Below are 16,141 nucleotides of genomic sequence, written 5' to 3'. Positions count from 1 at the left end.
TCGGTCGTGTCAGAGGACGCCCGCGGCCGACTCAGCGTCGAGGAGTGCGCGCCGCGCGATGCGGCGCTCCTCCTGCTTGTCGGGGTCGGGCACGGGCGCGGCCATGAACAGCCGCTGGGTGTAGGGGTGCTGGGGGTCTGAGGTCACCCGGTCGCCGTCGCCCGTCTCGACGATCTCGCCGCGGTACATCACCGCGACGCGGTGGCTGATGTGGCGCACCACCGCGAGGTCGTGCGTGACGAAGAGGTATGCGACGCCGGTGCGGTTCTGGATGTCGATGAAGAGGTCCAGCACACGAGCCTGAGTCGACAGATCGAGCGCCGACACCGGCTCGTCGCACACGATGAGCCGCGGCCGCAGGGCGAGCGCCCGGGCGATCGCGACGCGCTGGCGCTGACCGCCCGAGAACTCGCGGGGCAGGCGTCCCCGCGCGTCGGCGGGAAGCCCCACCTGATCGAGCAGATCGCGCACCCGCGACTTCGCCTCGCTCGACGAGACCCCGGCCGCGGTGAGCGGCTCGGTGAGGATCTGCTCGATCGTCATCGACGGGTTCAGCGACGAGTACGGGTCCTGGAAGACGACCTGGATCTCGGAGCTGAGCGCGCGGCGCTCCTGGCGCTTGAGGTGCGAGATGTCCTTGCCGTCGTAGACGATCGACCCCTCGGTCACCGGTGCGAGGCCCAGGGCCGCGCGGCCGAGAGTGGTCTTGCCCGACCCCGACTCGCCGACGAGTCCGACCGTCTCACCCGGAAGGATGTCGAGCGACACGCCCTTGAGGGCCCGGAACGGCTGGGCGCGGAAGCCCTTGCCCGGGTACTCGACGACGAGGTCCTTGATGTCCAGCAGCGGAGTGCTCATGCCCGTGCTCCCTTCGTGACGAGCGGACCGCGGGCAGGACCCTCGTCGAGGATCGCGTCCAGCAGTGCCTGCGTGTACGGGTGCTGCGCGTCGTTGAAGATCGCGCGCACCGGTCCCTGCTCGACGAATCGGCCACTCTGCATGACGGTCACCCGGTCGCACAGGTCGGCGACGACGCCGAAGTTGTGGGTCACCAGGAGCATCGCCATGTGGCGCTCGGCCTGCAGGTCGCGCAGCAGCTCGAGCACCTCCGCCTGCACCGTGACGTCGAGGGCCGTGGTCGGCTCGTCGGCGATGATGAGGTCGGGGTCGGTCGACACGGCGCCTGCGATGAGCACGCGCTGCGCCATGCCGCCCGAGACTTCGAACGGGTACGCGTCGAACGTGCGCTTCGGGTTCGGGATGCCGACCCGGGCGAGCAGCTCGAGCGAGCGGTCGGTGGCCGCCCTCTTCGAGAGACCGAGGTTCTTGCGCAGCGGCTCGACCAGCTGGCTGCCGATCGTGAACGACGGGTCGAGGTTCGACATCGGCTCCTGCGGGATGTACCCGATGCGCTTGCCGCGCAGGCCCGCGTAGGCGCGGTCGTCGCCATCGGCGATCTCGGTGCCCTCGTACAGGATGGAGCCGCCGGTGACGTGGCCGCCGCGGGGGAGCAGGCCCAGCACCGCGAACGCGGTCTGCGTCTTGCCCGAGCCGGACTCGCCGATGAGACCGTGCACCTCGCCCTTGCGGATGTCGAGCGAGACGCCGTGGACGACCTCGATGTGCGAGCCGTCGGGCTGGTCGTAGCCGACGTGCAGGTCGCGGACGTCGAGCACCTTCTCGGTCGCCTTGCTGCGCGCGTCGCCCTTGTGGACGATGACGCCGTCGGTCTCGAAGATCGGCGGCTCGTCGAGGTCGACGACGTCGCCCCCGCTGAGTCCCACCGACGTCGTGACGGCGGCGACCGAGCCGGTCGCGGTCGCGACCGCGCGGCGGCGCTTGCGCCGCACCGAGACGGTGCGCTCGATCTCGTCGCGCATCACGTTGGCCAGGAGCGTCAGCGCGATGCAGGTCAGGGCGATCGCGAGCGACGGCCAGAGCATCAGGAGGGGCTCCTTGTAGATGTTCTTGAAGCCGTCGTTGAGCATCTGGCCCCAGGTGGGCACGGCGATGTCGCCGAGGCCGAGGAACTCGAGGCCGGACTGGATCGCGATGGCGATGCCGGCGATGATCGCGGACTGGATGATGATCGGAGCCCGCACGACCGAGAGCACGTGGCGGCCGATGATGCGCGTGTCGCTGAGGCCCGACACGCGGGCGGCGTCGACGTAGAGCTCGGTGCGCACCGCCGTCACCGACGCGTACACCAGCCGGTAGAACGCCGGCGCGAGCAGGATGCCGAAGATGAACATCGAGATCCAGACCGACGGGCCGAGCACGGCGCGCGCCGCGAGCAGCACCACGATGCCGGGAAGGGCCATGTTCAGCTCGGTGACCCACGTGGCAGCGTTGTTGAACCAGCCCTGGTAGTAGCCGGCGATGAGGCCGCTGACCACACCCAGGACGAGCGCGACCACGAGGGCGAGAAGAGCGGCCAGGACGGTCGTCTGGGTCGCGGCCAGCAGACGCGAGAGCACGTCGCGGCCGCTGCCGTCGGTGCCGAGGAGGTGCTCTGCGCTGGGCGACGCGAGGACGTTGCGGATGTCGGCGTAGTTGGGGTCCTGCGGAGCGATCCACGGCCCGATGATCGCGATGATCCCCAGGAACACGAGGAAGATCAGCGAGGCGAGGCCGACGGGGCGGCGCACCAGCCGGCGCCAGAGCGAGACGCGTACCGGCGCGACCGGTACGTCGAGGGGGACGTCGATGGCGGTCATGAGAGTCGCACCTTCGGGTTCAGCGCCGCCTGGGCGAGGTCGATGAGGAGGTTCACGATGACGACGATGACCGCGAAGGCGATCACGACGCCCATGACGACCGGGATGTCGCCGAGGGTGGTGGCGCGGACGGTGAGCTGGCCCATGCCGGGGATGGCGAAGACCTGCTCGACGATGACGGCCCCACCGAGGAGGCCGATGAACTGCACGGCGAGCACCGCCAGTGCGGGGCCGCCGGCGTTGCGGAGCACGTGGCGGTATACGACCGCGTTCGTGCTGAGGCCGCGCGAGCGGAGCGTGCGGACGTAGTCCCGCGACATCGCGTCGATGACCGAGCCGCGGACCTGCTGCGACACCGCCGCGATCGCGCCGATCGACAGCGCCACGATGGGCAGCGTCACGGACGAGAGCCAGCCCGACACCGAGGTGGTCGCAGGCACGTATCCGGTCGCCTTGAACCAGCCCAGGTTGATCGCGAACACGAGCACGAGGCCCAGTGCGATGAGGAAGCCGGGGATCGCGAAGCCGATGAGGGAGATCACCTGGACGCTGCCGTCGACCCAGCCGCCGCGGCGGGCGGCGAGGATGCCGAGCACGACCGAGACGATCGCCGAGACGACGGTCGCGCCGATCACGATCGCGAGGGTGACCGCGAGGCGGTTGCTGACGCTCGTCGAGACGAGCTCGCCGGTGAACCAGCTGCGACCGAGATCGCCCGTGAGGGCGCCGGTGACCCAGTTCCAGTACTGCTGCAGCAGCGGCTGGTCCAGCCCGAGCTGCTCAGTCTTCTTGGCGACGGTCTCGGCGGTGGCGTTCTCGCCGAGGATGCGGCGGGCGATGTCGCCGCCCGCGGCGTACAGGAGGACGAACGCGAGGAACGAGATCACCGCGATGAGGATGACGCCCGACAGTACGCGCCGGAGGATGAATGAGAGCATGTCGCTTTCCCGTGGGTGGTGTCTCCCCGCCCGCCCGCGGCGTGCGGGCGGGCGGGGAGAGGTTTCAGTTCTTCGGCGAGAAGTCGAAGATCGACGGGTAGGCGTTGGTGGGCCAGAACTCGAGGTTCGTGTTCGCGTCGGTCGCGTACGTGCCCTGGACCCGGTAGAACGGTGCGAACCAGGCCTGCTCGACCAGGTAGGCGTTGAGGTCCTTGGTCGCCTGGTCGGCCTCCTCCTGGGTGCCCATCTGGATCGTCGAGATGTACTCGTCGACCTGCGGGTCCTGCGAGTGGAACGGGTTGAACGTCGCATCAGGCGCGATCATGAAGTTGATCAGCTGCCAGTCCGGGTTCTGCTCGAGCGCCATCCACGTCGCCGGGTACTTCGGGGCGAGCATGTCGGTGATGAAGTTGCCCGTGCCGGGGTCGGTGTAGTTCACCGTGATCCCGATGTCGGCGAGCTGCTGCGCGACCAGGTCGAACGTGGTCTGGAACGCCGGGGTCGACATCATGTCGATCGAGAACCCGTCGGGGTAGCCGGCCTCGGCGAGGAGCTCCTTGGCGCCCTCGGGGTCGTACTCGTAGGTGCTGTCCAGGGCCTCGTCGTAGCCGACCGAGGTCGCAGGGAAGACCTGCTCGGTGACCGTTCCGTAGCCTGCCTGCAGCGCCTCCAGCAGCGCCTCGCGGTCGAACGCCATGTTGATCGCCTGGCGCACCTTGACGTCGGCGAGCTCGGGCGCCATCGTTCCGGCGCGGTCGAACAGCAGCAGACCCTGGAAGTCGAGCTCGTTGGACTCGATCGTCCAGCCGGATGCCTCGATCTCGGGGATCGTGTCGTTGTTCACGATCTTCGCGCCGTTGGCCTCGCCGGCCTTGAGGGCGTTGAGCGTCGCGGTCGGGTCCTCGATGACGTTGATCGTCAGGTTGTCGTACTTGACGGCATCCGGGTTCCAGTAATCCGGGTTGGCCGTGTAGACGTACGTGGTGCCGGTGACGGTCGCCGCGGTGTCGAGCACGTACGGGCCGGAGCCGATCGGCTCGGTTGCCGAGTCGGGGTCGTCGAACGTGGACGGCGCCTGGATGAGGCCGGGGGCGATCGAGAGCATGTTGACCAGGGACGGGTCGGGCGCGTCCTGCGTGATGGTCACGGTGGTGGCGTCGACGGCCGCGAACTCTTTGCCGGCCAGCGTCGCGGCCTGCGGCGAGGTGCCGTCGCGGAAGCGCTCGAGGCTCGCCACGACGGCGTCGGCGTCGAGCTTGGTGCCGTCGGTGAACTCGACGTCGTCGCGGAGCGTCAGCGTCAGCACCGTGTTGTCTTCGTTGTACTCCCACTCCGTGGCGAGCCAGGGCTCGATCTCACCGTCGGAGTTCTTCTGCAGGAGCGTGTCGAACACGGCCTGGAAGAAGGGGCTGCGGTTGCCGTACTCGGCGCCCTGCCCGATGTCGTAGCTCGTAGGGCCGATGATCGCGGTGAGCGTGAGCCGGTCTGCCCGACCGGAGTCGCTCCCGCCCGACCCGTCGTCTCCTGCACCGGCGCAGCCGGTGAGGGCGAGTGCGGCGATCGCGATGGTGGCTGCTGTGGCCTTCCAACGGAACATCCTTGGTCCCTTCATCTGTGGCGATGCCCCTGCGGATCGCCATCTGCCGGGAGACGCTAACAGCAATTTCTAGCGGCCGCTAGGTTTTTGGGCTAAAAAACTAGCGAGCATTAGGAATTCGTTATAGAACGGAAGAAGAGGACCCCGACGGGCATCGATGGAGGTGCCCCGGCTGATGCGGGGATACGGTGTGACGATGACCGAGACGACTGCCGCTCAGACAAAGGCGGGGACCGCTCCCACGAGGACGCGCAAGCCGCGGGGCGAGTACGCCAAGTCGGCAGAGACACGCACGGCGATCCTCGATGCCGCGCTCGAAGTGTTCTCGCAGTCGGGATACCGGGCAGGATCCCTCCGGGAGGTCGCGGAGCGCGTCGGCATGAGCGAGGCGGGCCTCCTGCACCACTTCCGGAGCAAGAGCGCCCTGCTGATGGCGCTGCTCGAGCACCGCGACGAGCTGTCGCGCGCCCGCGTCGACTTCGACCTCCCCGACGGCGTCGAGGCGCTGCGGGCGCTCGCCGAGCTGGCGCGGTTCAACGCGGCGCAGCCCGGCATCGTCGAGTTGTACACGACGCTGTCGGCAGAGGCGACCGCGCCGTCCCACCCCGCGCACGACTACTTCGTCAACCGCTACAACGAGGTCCGGACCAGCGTGACGGGCTCGTTCGAGCGCGCCGCCGCCGTGGGACGCCTGGTCGACGGCGTCGACCCCCGGCGTGCGGCCGTCGCCATCATCGCGCTCATGGACGGCCTGCAGGTGCAGTGGCTGCTCGCTCCCGACTCGACCGACATGGCGGAAGCGCTCCACGAGACCCTCCGCGCCCTCATCCGCGGCTACGACCTCGTCTCGATCGAGAACGCTCTGGATGCGCAGGCGGCAGCCGTCGAGGCCGGCAGCGAGTCCGCTTCGGAGCGGTCGGAGGAGCAGGCATGATCCGCGAGCCGTTCCTCGAAGGCTGGACAGCAGGTCCGAAGCTCGGGGCGTTCGAGGCGCCGACGCCCGAGTCCGCACCGCGACCGGTGCGGCTGCCGCACGACGCGGTGCGGGACCTCCCGCGCTCGGCCGACAGCGACCAGGGCGTGCACACGGGGTACGTCCCCGGCGGTGTCTTCGAGTACGCGAAGACGTTCGACGTTCCCGACGACTGGCGTGACAAGACCGTGCGCCTCGAGTTCGAGGGCGTCTACCGCGACGCCGTCGTGTTCGTCAACGGCGACGCCGTGACGCACGAGCCGAACGGATACAGCGCGTTCGAGGCCGTGCTCGACCCGTACCTGCGGCCCGGCGAGCCCAACCGCGTGACGGTCGAGGCCCGCGCACACCGCGACAGCCGGTGGTATTCCGGCGCGGGAATCTATCGCCCGGTTCACCTCGTCGTCGCCGATCCTGTGCACATCCCGCTCGACGGGACGCGCGTCACGACGCCCGACATCGACGCCGATCGGGCGGTGGTGCAGGTCGCGACCACGGTGCGAAACGGCACGCGCCGCACCCGCACGCTGCGACTCACCTGGACGGTGGAGGCGCCGGACGGCTCCGACGTCGCGACGGGAACGGCGCCGGTGACGGTGCTTGCGAACGCCGACGCCGTGGCCCGCGTGCGCCTCGCGGTCGACGACCCTGCGCTGTGGAGCGTCGACGCCCCCGCGCTGCACCGCGTGCGGACGATCCTCGCCGACGAGGGCGGGAACCTGATCGATACGGATGCCGCGACCTTCGGCATCCGTCGCCTGCAGGTCGATGCGGCGCGCGGGCTGCGGATCAACGGCGAGACCGTCAAGCTGCGGGGCGCGTGCGTGCACCATGACAGCGGGCCGCTCGGCGCGGCGACGTTCGCCGTGGCCGAGGACCGGCGTGTGCGTCTGCTGAAGGCCGCCGGGTTCAACGCGCTGCGGAGCTCGCACAATCCCATGAGTCGCGCCATGCTCGACGCGTGCGACCGGCACGGCGTGCTCGTGATGGACGAGCTCACCGACACCTGGACCCGCTCGAAGGTCGCGTTCGACGCCGCTCCGACCTTCCCCGACCGGTGGCGCCACGACGTCGAAGCGCTCGTCGCCAAGGACGTCAACCACCCGAGCGTCATCATGTACTCGATCGGGAATGAGATCCTCGAGCTGGCGACGCCCGCGGGGTCCGCGTGGAGCCGGCGACTCGCCGAGGCCTTCCGTGAGGCCGATGACACGCGCCTCGTCACGAACGGCATCAACGGGATCATCGCGAATCTCGACAAGATGGGCCGCCCCGAGGACTCCGATGAGACGGGGCCGACCGATCCGAACACGATGATGGCGACGATGGGCGACACGATGGCCCGCGCCAACGCGTCGGAGCTCGTCACCGCGTCGACCGAGGAGTCGGCATCGGTGCTCGACGTCGTCGGGTTCAACTACGCCGAGTCGCGGTACGAACTCGATCGCGAGCTGTTCCCGAACCGCGTGATCGTGGGGTCCGAGACCTTCCCGTCGCGCATCGAGAAGATGTGGGACCTCGTCGAGCGGCTCGACCACGTCGTGGGCGACTTCACCTGGACGGGCTGGGACTACCTCGGCGAGGCCGGCATCGGCCGCGTCGATTACACCGACGAGCCGGGCTACGAGCCGACCGGCACGGCGGGCCCGTATCCGCACCTGCTCGCCGGGTGCGGCGACATCGACATCACGGGCTTCCGGCGCCCGGTCTCGTACTACCGCGAGATCGTGTTCGGCCTGCGCGCAGAGCCCTACCTGGCCGTGCACCCGCCGCGGCACCACGGCCGGCCCACCGCGACGACGCCGTGGTCCTGGGACGACTCGGTGTCGTCGTGGACGTGGGATGCCGAGCCCGGCGCCCCCGTCACGGTCGACGTCTACGCGCCGGCCGACGAGGTCGAGCTGCTGCGGGATGGCGTCTCGCTCGGCGTCACCGCGGTCGGAACCGAGAAGGCGTTCCGCGCCCGCTTCGAGACCGAGTACCGCCCGGGCGAGCTCGTCGCGATCGCGCGCAGCGGCGGCGTCGAGGTCGGGCGCACGGCGCTGCGCACGGCCGGCGAGGTGGGGCTCGCAGCATCCGTCGAGGAGTCCGAGATCTCTTCCGACGGGCTGGGGTTCGTCGCGATCTCGCTGGCCGACGCGGACGGCGTGGTCGTCGTCGACGCCGACCGGCTCGTCACGGTGACCGTCGACGGCGACGCCGAACTCGTCGGACTCGGCACCGGACGCATCCGCACCGAGGAGTCGTTCGCGGGCCCCGCGATCACGACGCACGACGGGCGCGCCCTCGCGATCGTCCGGCCCACGGGGCCGGGATCGGCGACGGTGAGGGTGACCGCCGACGGGCTGGCCGCAGCATCCGTCGCGCTCACCGTCTCCTGAGGTCGCGGGATCGGCGGGTCAGCTTGCGCGGGCGCGAGCGCGGAGCTTGTCTTCCTCGTCGCTCGGAAGCACGCGGATCGGCGTGGTGCCGGCGACCTCGTCGCTGAACTCCTCGGGGGCGACGATGGTGAGCGGACGCGTCTCGTCGAGCGTGAGGCGGAACCGCTTCTGCTCGTGGCGGTGCAGGCGCCCCGACCAGAGCAGCCACGTGGCGCCGATCGCGAAGGCGACGAACGCGGCGACGGCGCCGACGAGGATCGCCGCGCGCGGTCCGAACTCGCCGGCCACCCATCCCACGATGGGCGCGCCGATCGGGGTGCCGCCCATGAGGATCGCCATGTACAGCGCGAGCACCCGGCCGCGCAGCACCGGGTCGGTGGTGGTCTGCACGTAGCCGTTCGCGGTGGTCATCATGGTGACGACGGCGAAGCCCGTGAACATGAGGGTGATCGCGTAGAGCCAGTACGTCGGCATGAACGCCGACACCACGGCGGCGATCCCGAACATCGCGGTGCCGCTGATGAGGACGCGCAGCCGTGCGCGGTCGCGGCGGGCGGCGAGCAGCGCGCCCGCGACGGAGCCGATCGCGAGGATCGAGCTGAGCAGGCCGAAGCCGTCGGCCTCCTTGCCGAACTCGACGGCCATGGTCGACGCGAGGATCGGGAAGTTCATGCCGAACGCGCCGATCAGGAACACCATCGCGCATGTCACGATGAGGTCGGGGCGGCCGGCGACGTAGCGGAATCCGTCGGCGAGGCGCGAGGACTGCGGCGCCTTCACGCGTGGCACGAGCTCATGGGTGCGGATCAGCACGAGCGCGGCGAGCATCGCGAGGAACGTCACCGCGTTGGCGACGAACACCCACCCGGTGCCGATCGCGACGATGACGATGCCCGCGACCGCGGGACCGATCATGCGGGCGCCGTTGAACGACGCCGCGTTGAGTGCGACCGCGTTCGACGCGTTCTCGCGGGCGACGAGGTCCGACACGAAGGCCTGGCGGGCGGGGTTGTCGAACGCGGCGACGACGCCCAGTGCGAGCGCGAACCCGTACATGATCGGCAGCGTCATCGCGCCGGCGAAGATGAGCACGCCGATCGCGACGCCGAGCAGGAGCAGCAGGCTCTGCGTGACGAGGAGCAGCTTGCGGCGGTCGAAGCGGTCTGCGACCAGCCCGGTGACGCCGACGAGAAGCAGCGGCGGGGCGAACTGCAGCGCCATCGTGACGCCCATCGCGGCGGCGTCGTTGTCGGTCAGCTCGGTGAGCACCACCCAGCTGATCGCGGTGGCCTGCATCCACGCGCCGATGTTCGACACCAGCGCGCCGATGAACCAGACGCGGTAGTTGAACGCGGAGAACGAGCGGAACATGGCGCTCATCGGGCCACCATCCGCTCCATGATGTCGGCCGCGGCGGCGAGGGTCTCGCGCTCGGCGGGCGAGAGCTCGGCGAGCGAGGCCTCGACCCACGCATCGCGGCGACGGGCGGTCTCTTCGACGACCGCCACGCCCTCGGGGGTGAGCGAGATGACGACCTTGCGGCCGTCCCGCTCGTCGGCGCCGCGCACGATGTATCCGGAGTCCTGCAGGCAGTTGACGGTGCGGTTCATCGACGGGGCAGAGACGCGCTCACGCTCGGCGAGATCGCCGAGCGTGTGGGGTCCGTGCACCTTGAGGGCGGCGAGCACCGCGAACTGCCCGTCGCTCATCGAGTCGACGGCGCGCTGCGTCCGCATGCGTCGGGCGAGGCGGAACGTCGCGATGCGCAGCTGCGAGGCGGCGGGGGAGAGGTCTGCGTGAGGGCCGGCATCGGGGCCGGTGTCTGAATCTGAAGTCTCGTTGCTGCTCATCCGGTTAGTTAGCATAGCTCATTAGTTTGGCTAAATAAAGCCGGATGAGACGGATGCTGCGGGCGGAAGCACCGCCGAGGGGCGGGGAGCGTCCCCCTAGACTTCTCCGCATGCCCGAGTTCATCGATGCGCACGACATCACGATCTACTACGACGTCCATCCGGCGCAGGTGGAGCCGCGGGCGATCGTGCAGCTGCTGCACGGCGTCGGTGAGCATGCCGGACGATACGGCGACCTGATCGCCGCCCTCACCGGCGCCGGGTACATCGTGTACGCCGCCGATCACCGCGGCCACGGCCGCACGGGCATGGCGCAGCACGGCGGTGACGTCTCCCGCCTCGGTCATCTGGGTCCCGGCGGCCTGCGCGGAGCGCTCGCCACGATGTGGCAGTTCACGCAGCAGATCCGCGCCGAGAACCCGGGGCTGCCGCTCGTGCTGCTGGGTCACTCCGGCGGCTCGGTGCTCGCCCAGATGCTCGTCAACGAGCACCCCGATGCGTACGACGAGCTCGTGCTCACCGGCACGGCGCTGCGCATGCCCGGTTCGATCCACACCAGCGGCCTCAACAAGCCGTGGGACGGTCCCGGCGCCATGGGCACCGAGTGGCTGTCGAGCGACCTGTCGGTGGGGCGGGCCTTCCTCGACGATCCGCTCACCACCAGCGAGGATCCGATCAAGCTCATCGGCGTGATCGACTCCTTGCGCATGTACGGCAAGCCGCGCAAGAACCTCGGCGTCGACATCCCGACGCTCCTCATGATCGGCCGCGACGACACCGTGGGTGGTCCGCGCAGCGTCCACCGGCTGGCCGATGCGTACCGCACGCGCTCGGGCTTCACCGACGTGACGACGCTCGTGTACCCGGACGCGCGCCACGAGATCTTCAACGAGGTCATGCAGGCAGAGGTCCGTGCGGACCTGCTCGCCTGGCTCGACAAGCACATCGCGGACCGCACCTGAGTGCGGCGGCGCCCGCCCGATCGGCGTCCGTGCCCGCCGCGCGAATAGGCTGAAGCCCATGCACGGCGAATACAAGGTGCCCGGCGGCAAGCTCGTGGTCGTCGACCTCGAGGAGCGCGACGGACGCATCGCGGACTTCCACCTCGCGGGGGACTTCTTCCTCGAACCCGACGACGCGCTCGCCGACATCGACGCCGCCGTCAACGGGCTCCCGATCGAGGCGGACGTCGCGGCCATCGCCGCCGCCGTCCGCTCGGCTCTCCCCGACGGGGCACAGCTGCTCGGCTTCACGCCCGAGGCCGTCGGCACGGCGGTCCGCCGCGCACTCGTGACGGCCCCGGGCTGGCGCGACTTCGACTGGGAGATCGTGCACGAGAAGCCGGTCTCGCCCCGCATGAACCTCGCGCTCGACGAGGTGCTCACCGGCCGGGTGGGCGACGGCCGCCGGCGGCCCACGCTGCGCATCTGGGAGTGGGACGAGAACGCCGTGGTGATCGGCTCGTTCCAGTCCCTCCGCAACGAGGTCGATCCCGACGGCGCTGCCGCGCACGGTTACGACGTCGTCCGCCGCATCTCCGGGGGCGGCGCCATGCTCATGGGCGCGAACTCGATCGTCACCTACTCGCTGTACGTGCCGGCATCCCTCGTCGCCGGGCTCACCTTCGCGGACTCGTACGCGTTCCTCGACGACTGGGTGCTGCAGGCGCTGCGCGCGCTCGGCATCGAGGCGACCTACCAGCCGCTCAACGACATCGCCTCGCCGCAGGGCAAGATCGGCGGTGCCGCGCAGAAGCGCCTCGCGAACGGGGGAGTGCTGCATCACGCGACCCTCAGCTACGACATGGACGGCGAGGTCATGACCGAGGTCCTGCGTATCGGCCGCGAGAAGCTGAGCGACAAGGGCACGACGTCGGCGGCCAAGCGCGTCGACCCCCTGCGCCGCCAGACGGGCCTGCCGCGCGAGGCGATCATCGCCAAGCTCGAGGCGACCTTCACGAACCTCTACGGCGCGGTCCCCGGGCACATCACCGACGACGAGTACGCCGAGGCCGAGGCGCTCGTCGAGTCCAAGTTTGCGACCGACGCATGGCTTCGCCGGGTCCCGTGATCGCGGAGCCCGCACCGGTCCCTGACCCCGCACCGGTCCCTGAGCCGGCCGGAGGGTCCGTCGAGATCCACCAGGGCGACAACCTCGAGGTGATCCGTCGGCTGCCCGACGCGTCGTTCACCCTCATCTACCTCGACCCGCCGTTCAACACCGGCCGTTCGCAGGAACGCTCGCTCGAGACCGCACGCTCGGTCGACCGTTCTCAGGACCGGTCCGCCGAAACCGCGTCCGTCGCCCCGGGTTCCCGCGGGGCCGCTGGCAGCGCGCCCGAGGCGGTCCTGAGAACGGCGACGGCGCAGGAGGCGGCATCCGTCGTGCGTCGGGGGTTCCACGGGCGCGAGTACGAGCGCATCCGCGGCGACCTGCGCGCGTACGACGACCGGTTCGACGACTACTGGGGCTTCCTCGAGCCGCGGCTCATCGAGGCGTGGCGGCTGCTGGCCGACGACGGCACCCTGTACCTGCACCTCGACTACCGCGAGGCCCACTACGCCAAGGTGCTGCTGGACGCGCTCGTCGGGCGCGACCGCTTCCTCAACGAGCTCATCTGGGCATACGACTACGGCGCGAAGACGCGCAAGCGCTGGCCCACGAAGCACGACACGATCCTGGTGTACGTCAAGGATCCGAAGGCGTACTGGTTCGATTCGGATGCCGTCGACCGCGAGCCGTACATGGCGCCCGGGCTCGTCACCCCCGAGAAGGCCGAGCGCGGAAAGCTCCCGACCGACGTCTGGTGGCACACGATCGTGCCGACCACGGGCCGTGAGAAGACCGGGTACCCGACGCAGAAGCCCGAGGGCATCCTCCGGCGCATCGTGCAGGCCTCCTCGCGCCCCGGCGACCGCGTGCTCGACTTCTTCGCCGGCAGCGGTACGACCGGCGCGGTCGCGGCGGCGCTCGGCCGCGATGCGGTGCTCGTCGACCACAACCCCGCCGCGATCGCGGTGATGCGCGAGCGGATGCCGCACGCCCGGGTGTTCGGTGCGACGCCGGAGCGGACGCGTCCCTAGGCTGGGGACCATGCGCTTCGGAACCTTCATCCCCCAGGGCTGGCGATTCGATCTCGTCGGCATCGATCCCTCCGAGCAGTGGGCGGTGATGAAGGGGCTCGCCCAGCGCGCCGACGCCGGGCCGTGGGAGTCCCTCTGGGTCTACGACCACTTCCACACGACCCCGGTGCCGAGCGACGAGGCGACGCACGAGGCGTGGACGCTCATGGCGGCCTTCGCGGCCTCGACCGACCGCATCCGTCTCGGCCAGATGTGCACCTGCATGGGCTACCGCAACCCCGCCTACCTCGCCAAGGTCGCGGCCACCGTCGACATCGTCTCGGGCGGACGCACCGAGATGGGCATCGGCGGCGGGTGGTACGAGCACGAGTGGGAGGCGTACGGCTACGGCTTCCCGCCGGTTCCCGAGCGGCTCCGGATGCTGCGCGAGGGCGTCGACATCATGCAGCAGGCCTGGACGACCGGGCGTGCCACGCTCGACGGCAAGTACTACCAGGTGGACGGCGCCATCGTGCAGCCGCTGCCGCTGCAGGACGGCGGAATCCCCCTCTGGGTCGCCGGCGGCGGCGAGAAGGTCACGCTCAAGATCGCGGCGAAGTACGCGTCGTACACGAACTACGCCGGGTCGCTCGACGACATCGACCGCAAGAGCGCGATCCTGCGCGAGCACTGCGACGCGCTCGGCCGCGACTTCTCCGAGATCACGCGCACGTCGAACTTCAACACGATCGTCGGTGCGACCGAGGCTGAGGCGCGCGACCGCCTGGCCGCGGTCAAGGCGCGCCTGCTGCCGCACGTCGGGCAGGAGCGCGCCGACCACATCGAGCACGACTACCTGACGTCGCCCGCGTTCGGCACCCCCGAGCAGGTCGCCGAGCGTCTCGCCGAGCGCGAGCGCCACGGCATCGCCTACGCGATCCACTACTTCCCCGAGGCCGCCTACGACCTCTCGGGCGTTGAGCTGTTCGAGCGCGAGGTCGTCGCCGCGCTGTCCTGACGCACCACGCACACGAAGAGGGTGGGTCCTCACCTCTGCATCGGCGGGGACCCACCCTTTCGCGATTCCCGCGCTGCAGGGGCGGCGGGAGTCTGAGGTCAGAGCAGCGACGCGACCGCGGCGTAGCCGTGGGGGTCGACGTCGGGAGATCCCGCCGGCCCGCCGAACACGCGCGTGGTGCCTGGAGCGCCCGACCATGCCGGCCAGCCGGGATCGGCGTCGACGATGAGGCCGACCGCGGCCGAGTGCGTCTGGTCGGCGAGCATCTGCGGCGGGTTCGGGCCGGTGAGGGGCTCGATCTGCACCGAGTCGAGGCAGTCGAACCAGAACGGCACGTCGATGCAGTGCACGGCCGAGCCGTTCACCGCGCCGGGCTGCGACGAGCGGAACGCGTAGCGGTACACCCACGTCGGGGCGGCGCCGCGCGCCCGCGCCGTGCGCACGACGGCGCTCCGGAACATCCGGTCGGTGATGTAGCGGCCGAGCACGGCGGCATGACCACGTGCCACGACATCCCGGTTCGCCGCGAGGTACGCCTTGCGCTGCGGCCCTTTCAGTCCGGACCGGCCGAGCAGGAGTCGCAGCGGGATCCAGCGGAGCGTCTTCGCGCGCCCCGCCACGACCATCGAGAACTCGTCGTCGGTGGCGCCGAGCACGAGCGGCTTGTCGGCGCCGACGCCCGCCGCGAGCGAGGCGATCGTGGGCCGGGTGAGCAGGTCGCCGTCGATCGACGGGCCGAGCAGCAGCCCGTCGTCGAGCAGCTTGGTGATCGCGTCCGGGCCGGCCACGCTCGTCGCCTTCTTCTGCGCGTCGATGATGCGCTCCTCCGGCACGGTCGACAGCGCTCGGCGGGTCGGTGCGACCCCGACGCGCGCCGCGACGTCGCGCCCGATCGCCTCCCAACGATCGGCGGCCACGTCTGCGGTGGCGCCGGACAGCGCCCACACCGAGTGGAAGAGGTGCTGGGCCGCCGGCATCCCGAGCAGGGTCAGCACCGCACCGCCGCCCGCGGACTGTCCCGCGATCGTGACCCGCGACGGGTCGCCGCCGAAGCCCCGGATGTTGTCCTGCACCCACTGCAGCGCCAGCAGCCAGTCCCGCACACCCCGGTTCGAGGGGGCGTCCTCGATCCAGCCGAACCCGTCGAAGCCGAGCCGATACGAGATCGTCACGGTGACCACGCCGTCGCGGTTGAACGCACGGCCGTCGTACCAGGGGCTCGCGGGCGAGCCGGCGAAGTAGCCGCCGCCGTGGATCCACACGAGCACCGGGAGGGCCGCATCCGTCTGTCCGGGAACCGGCGTGAAGACGTTGACATTGAGGGTCGACTCGCCCGGCACGGACGGCTCGGGGATGAGGGTCACGCCGGGGTCGCCGCGCTGGGCGGTCGCCCCGAACGCGAGGGCGTCCCGCACGCCCTCCCAGGGCTCCGCCGGCACCGGCGCCGCGAACCGCAGCTCGCCGACCGGCGGCTTCGCGAACGGGATGCCGAGGAACGCGGCCGATCCGCCGGCGCCCGGCTCGCCCCGCCAGAAGCCGCGCACCCTTCCGGTGACGGTGCCGGCCTCCGCGTAGCGGGTGGTCGTCGTGGTGTCGGTCATGCAC

At 70.4% G+C, this 16,141-nt stretch carries 13 protein-coding genes; 6 read left to right on the top strand and 7 right to left on the bottom strand.

Annotated elements, in window-relative coordinates; all coding sequences use genetic code 11:
- Nucleotides 1-9 precede the first annotated feature (9 nt).
- From ASF40_RS18205 to ASF40_RS18190, 4 genes are all read right to left on the bottom strand, one after another.
- Nucleotides 10-858 carry an ATP-binding cassette domain-containing protein gene (locus ASF40_RS18205; protein WP_056371762.1) on the bottom strand — a complete coding sequence of 283 codons (849 nt, stop codon included), beginning with the start codon at nt 856-858 and terminating at the stop codon, nt 10-12.
- Nucleotides 855-2,717 (bottom strand): dipeptide/oligopeptide/nickel ABC transporter permease/ATP-binding protein, encoded by a 1,863-nt coding sequence (locus tag ASF40_RS18200; protein WP_056371759.1) that lies wholly within the window; start codon nt 2,715-2,717, stop codon nt 855-857. Before ASF40_RS18200 ends, ASF40_RS18205 begins: the two co-directional genes overlap by 4 nt.
- Nucleotides 2,714-3,655: an ABC transporter permease gene (locus tag ASF40_RS18195; RefSeq protein ID WP_056371757.1), complete on the bottom strand. Its 942-nt coding sequence runs from the start codon at nt 3,653-3,655 to the stop codon at nt 2,714-2,716. The genes ASF40_RS18200 and ASF40_RS18195 overlap by 4 nt, the downstream gene beginning before the upstream one ends.
- Before the next feature lie 64 nt (nt 3,656-3,719).
- Nucleotides 3,720-5,252, bottom strand: coding sequence for an ABC transporter substrate-binding protein (locus tag ASF40_RS18190; protein WP_056371755.1), 1,533 nt, complete (start codon nt 5,250-5,252; stop codon nt 3,720-3,722).
- Nucleotides 5,253-5,448: 196 nt separating this feature from the next.
- Here ASF40_RS18190 and ASF40_RS18185 point away from each other — a divergent pair, with 196 nt between their 5' ends.
- Both ASF40_RS18185 and ASF40_RS18180 read left to right on the top strand, forming a co-directional pair.
- Entirely contained in the window at nt 5,449-6,186 is a 738-nt protein-coding gene (locus ASF40_RS18185) for a TetR/AcrR family transcriptional regulator (protein WP_056372038.1), read from the top strand.
- Entirely contained in the window at nt 6,183-8,606 is a 2,424-nt protein-coding gene (locus ASF40_RS18180; RefSeq protein WP_056371752.1) for a glycoside hydrolase family 2 TIM barrel-domain containing protein, read from the top strand. The genes ASF40_RS18185 and ASF40_RS18180 overlap by 4 nt, the downstream gene beginning before the upstream one ends.
- A gap of 18 nt (nt 8,607-8,624) precedes the next feature.
- On the opposite strand, the gene ASF40_RS18175 is transcribed toward ASF40_RS18180, so the two are convergent.
- Together ASF40_RS18175 and ASF40_RS18170 are read right to left on the bottom strand one after the other, a co-directional pair.
- Complete coding sequence (locus ASF40_RS18175) at nt 8,625-9,986, bottom strand: MFS transporter (RefSeq protein WP_056371750.1); 1,362 nt, start codon at nt 9,984-9,986, stop codon at nt 8,625-8,627.
- The gene (locus tag ASF40_RS18170) at nt 9,983-10,456 is read right to left on the bottom strand and encodes a MarR family winged helix-turn-helix transcriptional regulator (RefSeq protein WP_056371749.1); all 474 of its coding nucleotides are present in this window, start codon (nt 10,454-10,456) and stop codon (nt 9,983-9,985) included. Before ASF40_RS18170 ends, ASF40_RS18175 begins: the two co-directional genes overlap by 4 nt.
- Nucleotides 10,457-10,566: 110 nt before the next feature.
- Between ASF40_RS18170 and ASF40_RS18165 the strand changes: the two genes are divergently transcribed.
- From ASF40_RS18165 to ASF40_RS18150, 4 genes are read left to right on the top strand one after another with little or no spacing between them, the layout of a single operon-like run.
- Nucleotides 10,567-11,418: an alpha/beta hydrolase gene (locus ASF40_RS18165; protein ID WP_056371747.1), complete on the top strand. Its 852-nt coding sequence runs from the start codon at nt 10,567-10,569 to the stop codon at nt 11,416-11,418.
- A 58-nt stretch (nt 11,419-11,476) separates the two neighbouring features.
- Nucleotides 11,477-12,526, top strand: coding sequence for a lipoate--protein ligase family protein (locus tag ASF40_RS18160; protein ID WP_056371744.1), 1,050 nt, complete (start codon nt 11,477-11,479; stop codon nt 12,524-12,526).
- On the top strand, nt 12,505-13,539 hold the full coding sequence (locus ASF40_RS18155; RefSeq protein ID WP_235560281.1) for a DNA-methyltransferase: 1,035 nt from the start codon (nt 12,505-12,507) through the stop codon (nt 13,537-13,539). The genes ASF40_RS18160 and ASF40_RS18155 overlap by 22 nt, the downstream gene beginning before the upstream one ends.
- 10 nt (nt 13,540-13,549) lie before the next feature.
- On the top strand, nt 13,550-14,536 hold the full coding sequence (locus tag ASF40_RS18150; protein WP_056371742.1) for an LLM class F420-dependent oxidoreductase: 987 nt from the start codon (nt 13,550-13,552) through the stop codon (nt 14,534-14,536).
- A gap of 98 nt (nt 14,537-14,634) precedes the next feature.
- Here ASF40_RS18150 and ASF40_RS18145 read toward each other — a convergent pair whose 3' ends face one another.
- Nucleotides 14,635-16,137, bottom strand: coding sequence for a carboxylesterase/lipase family protein (locus tag ASF40_RS18145; RefSeq protein WP_056371741.1), 1,503 nt, complete (start codon nt 16,135-16,137; stop codon nt 14,635-14,637).
- Nucleotides 16,138-16,141 lie beyond the last annotated feature (4 nt).

This window comes from Microbacterium sp. Leaf288 (genome assembly GCF_001422925.1).
Lineage (GTDB): Bacteria > Actinomycetota > Actinomycetes > Actinomycetales > Microbacteriaceae > Microbacterium.
The sequence above is the reverse complement of the archived record's forward strand: the minus strand, read 5'-3'. Positions and strand labels throughout refer to the sequence as shown.